General features: G+C 51.7%; 21 protein-coding genes. 15 read left to right on the top strand and 6 right to left on the bottom strand.

Annotated elements, in window-relative coordinates; all coding sequences use genetic code 11:
- The first annotated feature begins 11 nt into the window (after positions 1–11).
- From rpmJ to ACSVHP_RS21920, 9 genes are all read left to right on the top strand, one after another.
- Positions 12–128, top strand: coding sequence for a 50S ribosomal protein L36 (rpmJ, locus tag ACSVHP_RS21960; RefSeq protein WP_000868187.1), 117 nt, complete (start codon positions 12–14; stop codon positions 126–128).
- A gap of 146 nt (positions 129–274) precedes the next feature.
- Positions 275–631, top strand: a complete 357-nt coding sequence (gene rpsM, locus ACSVHP_RS21955) for a 30S ribosomal protein S13 (RefSeq protein WP_003031135.1) — start codon at positions 275–277, stop codon at positions 629–631.
- Positions 632–647: 16 nt separating this feature from the next.
- Positions 648–1,037 carry a 30S ribosomal protein S11 gene (gene rpsK, locus ACSVHP_RS21950; RefSeq protein ID WP_003031137.1) on the top strand — a complete coding sequence of 130 codons (390 nt, stop codon included), beginning with the start codon at positions 648–650 and terminating at the stop codon, positions 1,035–1,037.
- A gap of 34 nt (positions 1,038–1,071) precedes the next feature.
- Positions 1,072–1,692 carry a 30S ribosomal protein S4 gene (rpsD, locus tag ACSVHP_RS21945; protein WP_003863314.1) on the top strand — a complete coding sequence of 207 codons (621 nt, stop codon included), beginning with the start codon at positions 1,072–1,074 and terminating at the stop codon, positions 1,690–1,692.
- A 25-nt stretch (positions 1,693–1,717) separates the two neighbouring features.
- Positions 1,718–2,707 carry a DNA-directed RNA polymerase subunit alpha gene (locus ACSVHP_RS21940; protein WP_002919219.1) on the top strand — a complete coding sequence of 330 codons (990 nt, stop codon included), beginning with the start codon at positions 1,718–1,720 and terminating at the stop codon, positions 2,705–2,707.
- A 40-nt stretch (positions 2,708–2,747) separates the two neighbouring features.
- Positions 2,748–3,134, top strand: coding sequence for a 50S ribosomal protein L17 (gene rplQ / locus ACSVHP_RS21935; protein WP_001216372.1), 387 nt, complete (start codon positions 2,748–2,750; stop codon positions 3,132–3,134).
- Positions 3,135–3,240: 106 nt separating this feature from the next.
- Complete coding sequence (locus ACSVHP_RS21930; RefSeq protein ID WP_447552957.1) at positions 3,241–3,609, top strand: DnaJ family domain-containing protein; 369 nt, start codon at positions 3,241–3,243, stop codon at positions 3,607–3,609.
- Positions 3,610–3,611: 2 nt separating this feature from the next.
- A complete protein-coding gene (gene zntR / locus ACSVHP_RS21925) occupies positions 3,612–4,037 on the top strand; it encodes a Zn(2+)-responsive transcriptional regulator (RefSeq protein WP_447552956.1) in 426 nt (141 codons plus the stop codon).
- A gap of 57 nt (positions 4,038–4,094) precedes the next feature.
- The gene (locus ACSVHP_RS21920; RefSeq protein WP_447552955.1) at positions 4,095–4,310 is read left to right on the top strand and encodes an alternative ribosome-rescue factor A; all 216 of its coding nucleotides are present in this window, start codon (positions 4,095–4,097) and stop codon (positions 4,308–4,310) included.
- Here the strand turns inward: ACSVHP_RS21920 and mscL are convergent, their stop codons facing one another.
- The 5 genes from mscL to def all read right to left on the bottom strand — a co-directional run bounded on the left by mscL (position 4,311) and on the right by def (position 9,089).
- Entirely contained in the window at positions 4,311–4,724 is a 414-nt protein-coding gene (mscL, locus tag ACSVHP_RS21915) for a large-conductance mechanosensitive channel protein MscL (RefSeq protein ID WP_234675754.1), read from the bottom strand.
- A gap of 147 nt (positions 4,725–4,871) precedes the next feature.
- Positions 4,872–6,248 (bottom strand): Trk system potassium transporter TrkA, encoded by a 1,377-nt coding sequence (gene trkA, locus ACSVHP_RS21910; protein WP_234675756.1) that lies wholly within the window; start codon positions 6,246–6,248, stop codon positions 4,872–4,874.
- Between the two features lie 21 nt (positions 6,249–6,269).
- The gene (gene rsmB / locus ACSVHP_RS21905; protein ID WP_417316002.1) at positions 6,270–7,556 is read right to left on the bottom strand and encodes a 16S rRNA (cytosine(967)-C(5))-methyltransferase RsmB; all 1,287 of its coding nucleotides are present in this window, start codon (positions 7,554–7,556) and stop codon (positions 6,270–6,272) included.
- Between the two features lie 52 nt (positions 7,557–7,608).
- Positions 7,609–8,556, bottom strand: coding sequence for a methionyl-tRNA formyltransferase (gene fmt, locus ACSVHP_RS21900; RefSeq protein ID WP_447552954.1), 948 nt, complete (start codon positions 8,554–8,556; stop codon positions 7,609–7,611).
- Positions 8,557–8,579: 23 nt separating this feature from the next.
- Complete coding sequence (def, locus tag ACSVHP_RS21895; protein WP_008503479.1) at positions 8,580–9,089, bottom strand: peptide deformylase; 510 nt, start codon at positions 9,087–9,089, stop codon at positions 8,580–8,582.
- A 127-nt stretch (positions 9,090–9,216) separates the two neighbouring features.
- On the opposite strand from def, the gene dprA reads away from it, so the two are divergent.
- From dprA to ACSVHP_RS21865, 6 genes are read left to right on the top strand one after another with little or no spacing between them, the layout of a single operon-like run.
- Positions 9,217–10,341 carry a DNA-protecting protein DprA gene (gene dprA, locus ACSVHP_RS21890; protein WP_447552953.1) on the top strand — a complete coding sequence of 375 codons (1,125 nt, stop codon included), beginning with the start codon at positions 9,217–9,219 and terminating at the stop codon, positions 10,339–10,341.
- Positions 10,313–10,786: a DUF494 family protein Smg gene (gene smg / locus ACSVHP_RS21885; RefSeq protein ID WP_014072048.1), complete on the top strand. Its 474-nt coding sequence runs from the start codon at positions 10,313–10,315 to the stop codon at positions 10,784–10,786. Before dprA ends, smg begins: the two co-directional genes overlap by 29 nt.
- A 27-nt stretch (positions 10,787–10,813) precedes the next feature.
- Entirely contained in the window at positions 10,814–11,368 is a 555-nt protein-coding gene (locus ACSVHP_RS21880; RefSeq protein ID WP_447552952.1) for a topoisomerase DNA-binding C4 zinc finger domain-containing protein, read from the top strand.
- Positions 11,361–11,933, top strand: a complete 573-nt coding sequence (gene tsaC / locus ACSVHP_RS21875; RefSeq protein WP_447552951.1) for an L-threonylcarbamoyladenylate synthase type 1 TsaC — start codon at positions 11,361–11,363, stop codon at positions 11,931–11,933. The genes ACSVHP_RS21880 and tsaC overlap by 8 nt, the downstream gene beginning before the upstream one ends.
- A gap of 4 nt (positions 11,934–11,937) precedes the next feature.
- Positions 11,938–12,756, top strand: coding sequence for a shikimate dehydrogenase (gene aroE, locus ACSVHP_RS21870; protein ID WP_447552950.1), 819 nt, complete (start codon positions 11,938–11,940; stop codon positions 12,754–12,756).
- Positions 12,753–13,001: a DUF1488 domain-containing protein gene (locus ACSVHP_RS21865; RefSeq protein WP_447552949.1), complete on the top strand. Its 249-nt coding sequence runs from the start codon at positions 12,753–12,755 to the stop codon at positions 12,999–13,001. The genes aroE and ACSVHP_RS21865 overlap by 4 nt, the downstream gene beginning before the upstream one ends.
- Here ACSVHP_RS21865 and ACSVHP_RS21860 read toward each other — a convergent pair.
- Positions 12,977–13,531 carry a gamma carbonic anhydrase family protein gene (locus tag ACSVHP_RS21860; protein WP_447552948.1) on the bottom strand — a complete coding sequence of 185 codons (555 nt, stop codon included), beginning with the start codon at positions 13,529–13,531 and terminating at the stop codon, positions 12,977–12,979. The two genes, ACSVHP_RS21865 and ACSVHP_RS21860, sit on opposite strands and share 25 nt — an antisense overlap.
- Positions 13,532–13,757: the final 226 nt, after the last annotated feature.

Raw genomic sequence — 13,757 nt, 5'->3', positions numbered from 1 at the left:
GGAGAGTAAAAATGAAAGTTCGTGCTTCCGTCAAGAAATTATGCCGTAACTGCAAAATCGTTAAGCGTGATGGTGTCATCCGTGTGATTTGCAGTGCCGAGCCGAAGCATAAACAGCGCCAAGGCTGATTATTTCGCATATTTTTCTTGCAAAGTTGGGTTGAGCTGGCTAGATTAGCCAGCCAATCTTTTGTATGTCTGTACGTTTCCATTTGAGTATCCTGAAAACGGGCTTTTCAGCATGGTGCGTACATATTAAATAGTAGGAGTGCATAGTGGCCCGTATAGCAGGCATTAACATTCCTGATCAGAAACATGCTGTGATCGCATTAACTTCGATCTATGGCGTCGGCAAGACCCGTTCTAAAGCCATTCTGGCTGCAGCGGGTATCGCTGAAGATGTTAAGATCAGTGAGCTGTCTGAAGAACAAATCGACACGCTGCGTGACGAAGTTGCCAAATTTGTCGTTGAAGGTGATCTGCGCCGTGAAGTTAGCATGAGCATCAAGCGCCTTATGGATCTTGGTTGCTATCGCGGTTTGCGTCATCGTCGTGGTCTGCCAGTGCGCGGTCAGCGTACTAAGACCAACGCACGTACCCGTAAGGGTCCGCGCAAACCGATCAAGAAATAATCGGGGTGATTGAATAATGGCAAAGGCACCAATTCGTGCACGTAAACGTGTAAGAAAACAAGTCTCTGACGGCGTGGCTCATATCCATGCTTCTTTCAACAACACCATCGTTACTATCACTGATCGTCAGGGTAACGCATTGGGTTGGGCAACAGCCGGTGGTTCCGGTTTCCGTGGTTCACGCAAATCAACTCCGTTCGCAGCTCAGGTTGCAGCAGAGCGTTGCGCTGAAGCCGTAAAAGAATACGGCATCAAGAATCTGGAAGTTATGGTTAAAGGTCCGGGTCCAGGCCGCGAATCTACTGTTCGTGCTCTGAACGCCGCTGGTTTCCGCATCACTAATATTACTGATGTGACTCCGATCCCTCATAACGGTTGTCGTCCGCCGAAAAAACGTCGCGTATAACGCTTTCGTTTTTTAGGTTAGTTGGAGATAGAAAATGGCAAGATATTTGGGTCCTAAGCTCAAGCTGAGCCGTCGTGAGGGCACCGACTTATTCCTTAAGTCTGGCGTTCGCGCGATCGATACCAAGTGTAAAATTGAACAAGCTCCTGGCCAGCACGGTGCGCGTAAACCGCGTCTGTCTGACTATGGTGTGCAGTTGCGTGAAAAGCAGAAAGTTCGCCGTATCTACGGTGTGCTGGAGCGTCAGTTCCGTAACTACTATAAAGAAGCAGCACGTCTGAAAGGCAACACTGGTGAAAACCTGTTGGCTCTGCTGGAAGGTCGTCTGGACAACGTTGTATACCGTATGGGCTTCGGCGCTACTCGTGCTGAATCACGCCAGTTGGTTAGCCACAAAGCAATCATGGTAAACGGTCGTGTTGTTAATATCGCTTCTTATCAGGTTAAAGCGAATGACGTTGTTAGCATTCGTGAGAAAGCGAAAAAGCAATCTCGCGTGAAAGCCGCTCTGGAGCTGGCTGAGCAGCGTGAAAAGCCAACCTGGCTGGAAGTTGATGCTGGCAAGATGGAAGGTACGTTCAAGCGTCAGCCAGAACGTTCTGATCTGTCTGCGGACATTAACGAACACCTGATCGTCGAGCTTTACTCCAAGTAAAGCTTAGTACCAAAGAGAGGACACAATGCAGGGTTCTGTGACAGAGTTTCTAAAACCGCGCCTGGTAGATATCGAGCAAGTGAGTTCGACGCACGCCAAGGTGACCCTTGAGCCTTTAGAGCGTGGCTTTGGCCATACTCTGGGTAACGCACTGCGCCGTATTCTGCTCTCATCGATGCCGGGTTGCGCGGTGACCGAGGTTGAGATTGATGGTGTACTTCATGAGTACAGCACCAAAGAAGGCGTTCAGGAAGATATCCTTGAAATCCTGCTCAACCTGAAAGGGCTGGCGGTGAGAGTTCAGGGTAAAGATGAAGTTATTCTTACTCTGAATAAATCTGGCATTGGCCCTGTGACTGCAGCCGACATCACCCACGACGGTGATGTTGAAATCGTCAAGCCGCAGCACGTGATCTGCCACCTGACCGATGAGAACGCAGCTATTAGCATGCGTATCAAAGTTCAGCGCGGTCGTGGTTATGTGCCGGCTTCTGCCCGAATTCATTCGGAAGAAGATGAGCGCCCAATCGGCCGTCTGCTGGTCGACGCATGTTACAGCCCTGTAGAGCGTATTGCCTACAATGTTGAAGCAGCGCGTGTAGAACAGCGTACCGACCTGGACAAGCTGGTCATCGAAATGGAAACCAACGGCACAATCGATCCTGAAGAGGCGATTCGTCGTGCGGCAACCATCCTGGCAGAACAACTGGAAGCTTTCGTTGACTTACGTGATGTACGTCAGCCGGAAGTGAAAGAAGAGAAACCAGAATTCGATCCGATCCTGCTGCGCCCTGTTGACGATCTCGAATTGACTGTCCGCTCTGCTAACTGCCTTAAGGCAGAAGCTATCCACTATATCGGTGATCTGGTACAGCGTACCGAGGTTGAGTTGCTGAAAACGCCGAACCTGGGTAAAAAATCTCTTACCGAGATTAAAGACGTGCTGGCCTCACGTGGTCTGTCTCTGGGCATGCGCCTGGAAAACTGGCCGCCGGCAAGCATTGCTGACGAGTAACCGGATCACAGGTTAAGGTTTTACTGAGAAGGATAAGGTCATGCGCCATCGTAAGAGTGGTCGTCAACTGAACCGCAACAGCAGCCATCGCCAGGCTATGTTCCGCAACATGGCAGGTTCACTGGTTCGTCATGAAATCATCAAGACGACCCTGCCTAAAGCGAAAGAGCTGCGTCGCGTAGTTGAGCCGCTGATTACTCTTGCCAAGACTGACAGCGTTGCTAATCGTCGTCTGGCATTCGCCCGTACTCGTGATAACGAGATCGTGGCAAAACTGTTTAACGAACTGGGTCCGCGTTTCGCGAGCCGTGCCGGTGGTTACACTCGTATTCTGAAGTGTGGCTTCCGTGCAGGCGACAACGCTCCGATGGCTTACATCGAGCTGGTTGATCGTTCTGAATCGAAAGCAGAAGCTGCTGCAGAGTAATCTGTAGTAACGTAAAAAAACCCGCCCCGGCGGGTTTTTTTATATCCGTAGGATCCCCACTTCTCTACAATAACTGTATCTTTTCTGTTCATCCCCTGGAGTTCATATGTGGTTGCTCGATCAGTGGGCGGAACGTCATATCTGCGATGCCCAAAGAAAAGGTGATTTTGATAACCTCCCCGGTGCTGGAGCACCGATCGCACTTGATGATGATTCCCATGTGCCTCCTGAGCTGCGATCGGGATATCGCCTGTTGAAAAATGCCGGATGCCTTCCTCCAGAACTGGAACATCGTAAAGAGGCGGTAGAGCTTTCCGATCTGCTAAAAGGGATCCACAAGGACGACCCGCAATATTCAGAAATCAGTCGTTGTCTGGCTTTGCTTGAACTTAAGCTTCGTCAGGCAGGTATGAGTGTCGGTTTCCTGCATGGTGAATACAGCGAAAAGCTAGTGCACAAGATTAATGAGGAATAGCTATGTACCGCATTGGTGAACTTGCGAAGCTTGCAAATGTAACCCCCGATACCATTCGCTACTATGAGAAGCAGCAGATGATCGATCATGAGGTGCGGACCGAGGGGGGATTCCGACTTTATACCGATAACGACCTGCAACGCCTTCGATTTATCCGTTATGCCCGGCAGTTAGGTTTTACGCTCGACCGGATCCGCGAACTTTTATCGATCCGCATCGATCCTGCACACCATACCTGTCAGGAGTCGAAAAGTATTGTTCAGGCCAGGCTAGATGAGGTAGAAGAACGCATTCAGGAGTTACAGACCATGCAGCGATCGTTGCAACGGCTTAACGATGCCTGTTGCGGAACGGCTCATAGCAGTGTTTATTGTTCAATTCTTGAAGCTTTAGAACAGGGCGCAAGCGGGGAAAAACAGGGTTGTTGATTTTTAGTACGCCCGGATCTACACTCTCGCCGACTTAAAACACACTCAGGAGAAATGATGAGTCGCTATCAGCATACAAAGGGGCAAATAAAGGATAACGCCATTGAAGCCCTGTTACACGATCCACTTTTCAGGCAGCGCGTTGAGAAGAATAAAAAAGGGAAAGGAAGTTATCTACGAAAGGGTAAACACGGCAATCGGGGTAACTGGGAGGCCAGTGGCAAGAGAGTAAATTGCTTTCTTACCACTGGCCTTCCTGTTTTCAGCTTCTGATTAAGAACGGTTATTTTGTTCTTTTAACAGATCGCGAATTTCACTCAGCAATACTTCTTCTTTGGTTGGTGCAGGTGGTGCTGCTGCTGGCTCTTCTTTTTTACGGTTCAGCCTGTTGATCAGTTTGATTGCCATGAATATGGCGAATGCAACAATCACGAAATCAAATACGTTCTGAATAAACACACCGTAATGCATTACCACAGCAGGGATGTCGCCCTGTGCCTCACGTAGCGTTACGGCGAACTGTTTAAAATCGATGCCCCCAATTAATAAACCCAGCGGTGGCATAATAATATCGGCGACCAGTGATGAAACGATCTTACCGAACGCTGCACCAATAATGACACCCACTGCTAAATCGACAACATTCCCGCGCATCGCGAATTCGCGAAATTCTTTAATAAAACTCATTTTGTTCTCCTTGTGCCAGCTGACGTTCATAAGTTTAACAAATGATTAGCTAATTTCCATTGGGGATAAATAATCGCTATGAAAATTAAAGAAGGCATATAAACAGGGTGGTTAATTTCGGGTGTTCGTTAAAGAACACCCGAATCATTACAGGAAGAAAGGACTTGGCTGAAATAGACGTTCGACGTCGGTAATAAATTTTTTGTCGGTCAGGAACATAATGACGTGGTCGCCTTGCTCAATGCGCAAATTATCATTGGCGATCATGACATCATTGCCCCGCACCACGGCGCCGATAATTGTGCCCGGCGGCAGTTTAATTTCATCAATTGCTCTGCCGACAACGCGTGAAGTCGTTTCATCCCCGTGCGCAACAGCTTCAATTGCTTCAGCGACACCGCGACGGAGCGAAGACACGCCGACAATATCAGCTTTTCGAACATGACTAAGCAGCGCGGAGATAGTGGCCTGCTGCGGCGAAATCGCGATATCAATGACGCTGCCCTGAACCAGGTCGACATAGGCGCGACGCTGAATCAGCACCATCACCTTTTTAGCACCCATGCGTTTGGCAAGCATGGCCGACATGATATTTGCTTCATCATCGTTAGTAACCGCGATAAAGAGATCAACCTGATCGATATGCTCTTCCGCGAGCAGTTCCTGATCCGAGGCATCACCATAAAACACGATCGTATTTTGCAGCTTTTCTGCCAGCTCGGATGCCCGCTGCTGATCGCGCTCGATCAGTTTTACGCTGTAATCTTTTTCAAGACGATGCGCCAGGCCAGCACCGATATTTCCGCCGCCAACCAGCATGATGCGCTTATAGGGCTTTTCGAGGCGCTGAAGTTCGCTCATCACTGCGCGAATATGCTGGGACGCCGCAATAAAGAAGACTTCATCGCCGGCTTCAACGATAGTTGAACCCTGAGGACGAATAGGGCGATCGTGACGGAAAATCGCGGCGACGCGGGTATCGATATGCGGCATATGCTCGCGCATGGTGGAGAGCGCATTACCGATCAGCGGACCGCCATAATAAGCTTTCACCACCGCCAGGCTCACTTTACCTTCAGCAAAGTTCACTACCTGGAGCGCGCCAGGATATTCAATCAGGCGGTAGATGTTGTCGATAACCAGCTGTTCAGGCGCGATAAGATGGTCAATTGGCACGGCTTCAGAATTGAACAGCTTCTCCGCATCACGCACATAATCCGGCGAGCGGATACGGGCGATGCGGTTAGGCGTGTTGAAAAGCGAATAGGCTACCTGACACGCGACCATATTGGTTTCGTCAGAGCTGGTCACCGCGACCAGCATATCTGCATCGTCTGCACCGGCCTCACGCAGCACGCGCGGATGTGAGCCATGGCCCTGCACTACGCGAAGGTCAAACTTATCCTGCAATACGCGCAGCCGATCGCCATTGGTATCGACAATCGTGATGTCGTTGTTTTCACCCACGAGGTTTTCAGCCAGCGTGCCGCCAACCTGTCCTGCGCCCAGAATGATTATCTTCATATCGTGTGGCCCGTTCTCACATCACTTTTTGATTAGCTTAGCGTAAAAGAAGCCATCGCCTTCTTCAGCGCCAGGCAGATTTTGCTGGCCTGGGCGTTCCGGTGTTCCGGTATCGCGCAGCGCGGCATCAGGCGTGCGCGTCAGGAAGGCGGCAATCTGCTGGGTATTCTCTTCGGGGAGAATGGAACAGGTTGCATAGACCAGCGTTCCACCAGGTTTCAGATGAGGCCAGATGGCGTCCAGAATTTCTGATTGCAGCTGCGCGAGTTCGTTGATATCACGATCGCGACGTAACCATTTGATATCCGGATGGCGACGAATAACGCCGGTTGCTGAGCAAGGTGCGTCCAGCAAAATTCGGTCGAACTGCGTGTCACCACACCATTCGGCAGGCTTACGGCCATCGCCCTGTTTGACCTGCGCTTTCATACCTAAACGTTTCAGGTTGTCATAAACGCGCGACAGGCGTTGTTCATCGACATCTACAGCCATGACGTTTGCCTGCGGTGCAACTTCCAGAATATGCGTTGTTTTTCCGCCCGGCGCGGCGCAAAGATCGAGGATCCGCTCACCATTCTGCGGCTCAAGCCATTTCATGCATCCCTGAGCAGAGGCATCTTGCACCGTCACCCATCCCTCTTCAAAACCGGGCAGCGCATGTACCGGCGCCGGAGACGCTAAACGCACGGCATCCGGGTACGCGTCATGGGTAAAGCCGCTCATTCCGGACTCTTCAAGCAGGGCAAGCCATTCATCACGCGTATGATGGTTACGGTTAACGCGTAACCACATCGGTGGACGTTGATTATTGGCCTCGGCGATCGCCTGCCACTGCTGCGGCCAGGCTTTTTTCAGGCGGTTAAGCAGCCATGCAGGATGAAGGAAGCGATTTTCAGTCTTATCAAATTCAGCCAGCAGTTCTTCCTGCTGGCGCTGGAACTGGCGTAACACCCCGTTGATCAAGCCCTTGAGCTGAGGGCGTTTAATCGCAACGGCACCTTCCACGGTTTCAGCCAGTGCGGCATGCGGCGGAATGCGGGTGTGAAGCAGCTGATAGAAGCCCACCATAATTAAATAATGCACGGTACGCTGCTTGCCCGTCATCGGGCGCGACATCAGCCTGGTGATAAGCCACTCAAGCTGTGAAAGGGTACGCAAAACGCCAAAGCACAGCTCCTGGAGTAAGGCTTTGTCTTTGTCGGAAACCTTTTGTTGAAGCGGAGGCAGGACGTTGCTCAATGACTGCCCTTGCTCGACCACCTGTTCGACGGCTTTGGCCGCCATGCTGCGAAGATTTTGTTTTTTCATAACCGTAGAAAGAAAAATGCCCGGAAACTCCGGGCTTTAATAATGAAAGCGATCAGGCAAGACGGTTGCCGGGGATAAACCACTCGCGACGGGAATTCAACAGATCCTGCGCGCTCATCGCTTTTTTACCCGCAGGCTGAAGCGACTCAAGGTTTAAAATGCCCTCGGCCGTGGCGACCTGGATCCCTTGTTTATTCGCGTCGAGGATGGTGCCTGGCGCTGCGGTGGAATGACCTTCAATCACGGACGCTTTCCAGACTTTCACGGGTTGTTCATCGATCGTCATCCAGCTCATCGGCCAGGGATTGAACGCACGGATGCAGCGTTCTAGCTGGGCCGCAGATAATGACCAGTCAATCTGCGCCTCTTCTTTGCTGAGCTTCTCAGCATAGGTCACGAGGCTCTCATCCTGAACTTCAGGCTGCGCGGTGTTATCCGCAAGCTGCTGTAAGGTCTCGATAAGCCCCTGTGGGCCGAGGTCGGCGAGCTTGTCGTAAAGGGTCGCGCTGGTATCGTCTGCCGTGATTGGACACGCCAGTTTGAGAAGCATATCTCCCGTGTCCAGCCCGACATCCATCTTCATGATGGTCACGCCGGTTTCCGCATCACCCGCCCATAGCGAGCGCTGAATAGGCGCGGCGCCACGCCAGCGAGGCAGCAGAGAGCCATGCACGTTAATGCAGCCAAGACGAGGCATATCGAGCACCGCTTTTGGCAGAATTAAGCCGTATGCGACAACGACCATGACGTCGGCATTCAGGTCAGCTATAAGCTGCTGATTTTCCTGCGGGCGTAAAGAGGCTGGCTGAAACACCGGTAAACCATGTTCCTCTGCAAGAGTTTTTACCGGGCTCGGCATCAGTTTTTTACCGCGACCCGCTGGACGGTCGGGCTGAGTAAACACCCCAACAACCTGATGGCCAGAAGTTAACAGCGCGTCCAGATGACGCGCTGCAAAATCGGGGGTGCCTGCGAAGATAATACGTAGCGATTTAGACACGTTATTCCTTGTATCCCGGGATGTTATGCGCGTGAACGCAGACGATCCAGTTTCTCTACTTTCTGACGAATACGCTGCTGTTTCAGGGGGGAGAGGTAATCGATAAACAGTTTACCGACCAGATGATCCATCTCGTGCTGAATACAAATCGCCAGCAGATCGTCCGCTTCCAGCTCGAACGGATTACCATCACGATCGAGGGCGCGAATTTTTACCTTTTCCGCGCGAGGGACTAAGGCACGCTGTTCAGGAATAGACAGACAGCCTTCCTCAATACCCGTTTCCCCGCTCTTTTCAAGGAGCTCCGGGTTGATCAGCACCAGGCGTCCATCGCGATTCTCAGATACATCAATCACGATAATACGTTTGTGAATGTCCACCTGCGTTGCCGCGAGGCCGATGCCCTCTTCGGCGTACATGGTATCGAACATATCATCGACGATACGCTGAATTTCTGCATTCACTTCTTTAACCGGTTCAGCGACGATGCGAAGGCGCTCGTCCGGAATATGTAACACTTGCAAAACTGCCATAAATTTCCAGAGTCGTGTTCAGGAGTTGATAAGTTTATTACCTCTATTCTAGACAAATCCCCCATTGATTGACAGCATCACTGACCAATCGCAAAGATTGCGGAGGCTGCTTATGGCAGGGAAAAGGATGACGCCCACAGAGATATGGTTACGGCTGATAAATACAGGGACATTATGCGGCGATGTGATGCTGACAGCGGCCGAACACCTCCTGCAACAGACGCAAATTGACCCCGCAAGCACGAAGGCTGCGGGATTAACGGCAAAGCAAGCTGAGCGGTTTTTTGCGCTTAGCGATGCTGAGCTTGAAAAGAGCCTGCTGTGGCTTGAGCAGCCCGGCCATTATCTGCTTCTGGCAACCGATCCCCGTTACCCATCTTTGCTGCGCACGATCCCGGATTATCCTGGGGCATTGTTTGTGAAAGGCAACGTTGATGCGCTCAACTCAATTCAGCTAGGCGTCGTAGGGACCCGTGCACCCTCCTGGTATGGCGAGCGTTGGGGGAAAATCTTCTGCGAACAGCTGGCGCAAAGTGGTTTCACCATCACCAGCGGGCTGGCCTGCGGTATTGACGGCGTCGCGCACAGGGCGGCGCTTTCTGTAAAAGGTTGCAGTATTGCCGTGCTGGGCAATGGCCTTTTTAGCATCTATCCGCGCCGCCATATGTCCCTTGCCGAACAGTTAATGGCGTCGGGTGGTGCACTGATCTCTGAGTTCTCTTTGTTTACGACACCCTGGCCCGCCAACTTCCCCCGCAGGAATCGCATTATTAGCGGCATGAGTCAGGGCGTGTTTGTCGTTGAAGCGGCGCTGCGTAGCGGTTCGCTTGTGACGGCAAGATGTGCGCTGGAACAGGGGCGAGAAGTGTTTGCGCTACCCGGCCCCGTGGGTAATCCCGGATGTGAAGGTCCACACTGGTTAATTAAGCAAGGCGCCACACCCGTCACCAGTATCGACGACATTCTTGAAAATTTGCGATCTGGATTGCATTGGTTACCGGATGAGCCTGAAAAGCGACAATATTCATCAGATCAGCAGGCCGTGGCATTGCCATTTCCCAAGCTCCTGGCTAACGTAGGAGATGAGGTAACACCTGTTGACGTTGTCGCTGAACGTGCCGGCCAACCTGTGCCAGTAACGGTAGCACAGCTACTCGAACTGGAGTTAGCAGGGTGGATCGCAGCTGTACCCGGCGGCTATGTCCGATTGAGGAGGGCAAGCCATGTTCGACGTACTGATGTATTTGTTTGAGACTTACATCCATAACGAAGCAGAAATGCGAGTGGATCAGGACAAATTGACACGGGATCTTACCGATGCGGGATTCGAGCGGGAAGATATATATAATGCGTTGATGTGGCTCGAAAAACTGGCTGATTATCAGGAAGGCCTCGCCGAACCGATGCAGCTTGCTTCCGATCCATTATCTGTACGCATCTATACCGCTGAAGAGTGTGAAAGGCTGGATGCCAGCTGCCGGGGATTTATTCTGTTCCTTGAGCAGATCCAGGTGCTAAACCTCGAAACGCGAGAAATGGTGATAGAGCGCGTGATGGCGCTGGATACCGCAGAATTCGAACTGGAAGATCTTAAATGGGTCATCCTGATGGTTCTGTTTAATATCCCGGGCTGTGAAAATGCCTATCAGCAGATGGAAGAATTACTCTTTGAAGTGAATGAAGGTATGCTGCACTAAATCAATCGTGTAGCACCAAGAGTTGTTATGGCCAAATCAGCACTATTCACGGTGCATAAAAATGAGCCCTGCCCACAGTGCGGGGCTGAATTAGTCATTCGGTCCGGGAAACACGGTCCGTTTCTCGGTTGTTCACAGTATCCGGAATGTGATTACGTCCGTCCCCTGAAAAGCCAGGCGGACGGACATATCGTCAAGATTCTGGAGGGACAGCTTTGCCCTCTCTGCGGTGGCGAATTGGCGCTGCGCCAGGGGCGATTCGGTATGTTTATCGGATGCAGCAGCTATCCTGAATGTGAACACACAGAACAAATTGATAAACCAGACGAAACGGCAATTACCTGTCCTCAGTGCCAGCGCGGTCAGCTGGTGCAGCGTCGTTCCCGTTACGGTAAGACCTTCCATTCCTGCGATCGCTATCCTGAATGCCAGTTCGTTATCAATTTCAAACCGGTAGCGGGCGTCTGCCCTCATTGCGACTATCCGCTGCTAATAGAGAAGAAAACGGCGCAAGGTCTGAAACGCTTCTGTGCCAGTAAACAATGTGGAAAGCCGGTTTCGGCGAAACAAACCAGTGAATAATAACCTGCCATCAGGCTCTATCGCTCACGCGGTGGAAGTACTGAATAAAGAAGACGTCATCGCGTATCCAACAGAAGCTGTATTTGGGGTCGGGTGCGATCCTGACAGCGAAACCGCAGTGGGGCGTTTACTCGCGCTGAAACAGCGTCCTGTTGAAAAGGGGCTGATACTCATTGCCGCAAATTATGAGCAGCTCAACCCTTATATAGATGACTCCATGCTGACACCCGCTCAGCAGGAGGCGATTTTCTCCGCATGGCCTGGCCCTGTGACCTTTGTTTTCCCGGCACGGCCCACCACGCCGCGCTGGTTAACCGGTCGCTTTGATTCCCTTGCCGTGCGCGTCACCGATCATCCGCTGGTCATCGAGTTATGTCTGGCGTTTGGGAAACCGTTAGTGTCGACCAGCGCAAACCTGACCGGATTGCCGCCTTGCCGGACAACGGAAGAGGTATTGGCGCAGTTCGGGGATGATTTCCCGATAGCCGTAGGCGATACGGGCGGTCGACTAAATCCGTCGGAAATCCGCGATGCCTTAACCGGCGAGCGCTTTCGCCAGGGGTAACGTAATGGAAACTTATGCCGTTTTTGGTAATCCCATTGCCCACAGTAAATCGCCTTTGATTCATCGGCAGTTTGCTGAGCAATTACAGATTGAACATCCTTATGGCCGCGTGCTGTCCCCGGTCGATGCATTTGTTCCTACGCTCAACGCCTTTTTTGAGGCGGGCGGTAAAGGTGCAAATGTCACGGTGCCCTTTAAAGAAGAAGCCTTCGAGCGCGCGGATGAACTGACCGAGCGCGCCGCGCTTGCCGGTGCCGTCAACACGCTTAAACGGCTTGAGGATGGGCGCCTGCTCGGTGATAACACCGATGGGATAGGGTTGCTCAGCGACCTGGAACGGCTGTCCTTTATTAAGCCCGGTTTCCGCGTGCTGCTGATTGGCGCAGGTGGCGCATCGCGTGGCGTATTGCTGCCGCTGCTTTCTCTTGAGTGTGCCGTCACCATTACTAACCGTACTTTCTCGCGAGCGGAGGAGTTAGCCGCCCTGTTTGCGCATACCGGCAGCGTGAGTGCGGTCGCGCTGGACGATCTGGCAGGGCATGAGTTCGATCTGGTAATAAACGCTACCTCCAGCGGTATCGGCGGCGAGGTTCCGGCTATTCCCGCTTCCGTTGTGAGTGCTCACCTCTTTTGCTACGACATGTTTTATCAGAAAGGAAAAACACCGTTTCTTAGCTGGTGCGAACAACATGGCGCGAAGCATCTTGCCGATGGTATGGGAATGCTGGTGGGGCAAGCCGCTCATGCTGTACTGCTCTGGCATGGCGTACTACCCGCAGTCGAGCCCGTAATTGAGAAGCTGAAACAGGAACTGACCGCGTGAATCAGGCTATTCATTTTCCTGACAGAGAAATCTGGGATGAGGATCGGCAGGCTGTTTGTTTTCCAGTGCTGGTGCAAGGAATGCAGCTAACCTGTGCGATCCATAAAGACGCGTTGCTAAGCCGCTTTGAGGGCACTCAGGCTCTTGAGGTGTTTTGCGAGAATCGCTGGGATCTTGAAGAAGATGCCAGCGATTTAATCCGCGACGGACAAGAAGACGATCAGGGTTGGATCTGGCTCTCCTGAGCTAAGTACTCATCCTTCCATTTAACGTAGTTGTTCGCAGAGTATTTCAACCCTTCTATTTCCGCCTCTGTTAAGGGGCGTATCTGTTTTACCGGGCTGCCTAAATAGAGATAACCGCTCTCAAGTCGTTTATTTTGCGGAACGAGGCTGCCGGCGCCGATCATGACATCATCTTCAACCGTCACGCCATCCAGCAAAATGGATCCCATTCCTACCAGAACCCGGTTTCCTATTGTGCAGCCGTGAAGCATCACTTTATGGCCGACGGTGACATCTTCTCCCACGATCAGCGGATTCCCCTCTGGGTTGTACGATGATTTATGGGTGACATGCAGTACGCTGCCGTCCTGAATATTGGTGCGGGCACCAATCGCAACGTAGTTAACATCTCCTCTAATCGCAACGAGTGGCCAGATGCTCACGTCGTCGGCCATTCGGACATCGCCGATCACAACGCTGCTGGCATCGATCATCACGCGATCGCCTTTTTTAGGGAACAGATCTTTATAAGAACGCAGTACGACAGACATATTTACCTTGGCTGGTGGGCGCTATAGAGAAGACTTTGATCGTATTTATGGATCGAGGCAAGGGCAAAATGCGTCAATATTTAAGCAGATCGGGTGGGATTTCAGCGAAAAGAGTGGAAAAGCAGCAGTCAGAAAAAAAGATCTAAAAAACGCTTGTGCTAAAAACTGGGATCCCTATAATGCGCCTCCATCGACACGGCGGATGTGAATCACTTCACAAACAACC

This window comes from Enterobacter sp. 186315 (assembly GCF_053290175.1).
Note: the sequence above shows the minus strand (reverse complement) of the source record. Positions and strands in the feature narration are given on the sequence as shown.

Coding starts and splice junctions, on each gene's coding strand:
- rpmJ (WP_000868187.1), top strand. CDS start 12: ATGAAAGTTCGTGCTTCCGTCAAGAAATTATGCCGTAACTGCAAAATC.
- rpsK (WP_003031137.1), top strand. CDS start 648: ATGGCAAAGGCACCAATTCGTGCACGTAAACGTGTAAGAAAACAAGTC.
- rpsD (WP_003863314.1), top strand. CDS start 1,072: ATGGCAAGATATTTGGGTCCTAAGCTCAAGCTGAGCCGTCGTGAGGGC.
- ACSVHP_RS21940 (WP_002919219.1), top strand. CDS start 1,718: ATGCAGGGTTCTGTGACAGAGTTTCTAAAACCGCGCCTGGTAGATATC.
- rplQ (WP_001216372.1), top strand. CDS start 2,748: ATGCGCCATCGTAAGAGTGGTCGTCAACTGAACCGCAACAGCAGCCAT.
- ACSVHP_RS21930 (WP_447552957.1), top strand. CDS start 3,241: ATGTGGTTGCTCGATCAGTGGGCGGAACGTCATATCTGCGATGCCCAA.
- zntR (WP_447552956.1), top strand. CDS start 3,612: ATGTACCGCATTGGTGAACTTGCGAAGCTTGCAAATGTAACCCCCGAT.
- ACSVHP_RS21920 (WP_447552955.1), top strand. CDS start 4,095: ATGAGTCGCTATCAGCATACAAAGGGGCAAATAAAGGATAACGCCATT.
- mscL (WP_234675754.1), bottom strand. CDS start 4,724: ATGAGTTTTATTAAAGAATTTCGCGAATTCGCGATGCGCGGGAATGTT.
- trkA (WP_234675756.1), bottom strand. CDS start 6,248: ATGAAGATAATCATTCTGGGCGCAGGACAGGTTGGCGGCACGCTGGCT.
- rsmB (WP_417316002.1), bottom strand. CDS start 7,556: ATGAAAAAACAAAATCTTCGCAGCATGGCGGCCAAAGCCGTCGAACAG.
- def (WP_008503479.1), bottom strand. CDS start 9,089: ATGGCAGTTTTGCAAGTGTTACATATTCCGGACGAGCGCCTTCGCATC.
- dprA (WP_447552953.1), top strand. CDS start 9,217: ATGACGCCCACAGAGATATGGTTACGGCTGATAAATACAGGGACATTA.
- smg (WP_014072048.1), top strand. CDS start 10,313: ATGTTCGACGTACTGATGTATTTGTTTGAGACTTACATCCATAACGAA.
- ACSVHP_RS21880 (WP_447552952.1), top strand. CDS start 10,814: ATGGCCAAATCAGCACTATTCACGGTGCATAAAAATGAGCCCTGCCCA.
- aroE (WP_447552950.1), top strand. CDS start 11,938: ATGGAAACTTATGCCGTTTTTGGTAATCCCATTGCCCACAGTAAATCG.
- ACSVHP_RS21860 (WP_447552948.1), bottom strand. CDS start 13,531: ATGTCTGTCGTACTGCGTTCTTATAAAGATCTGTTCCCTAAAAAAGGC.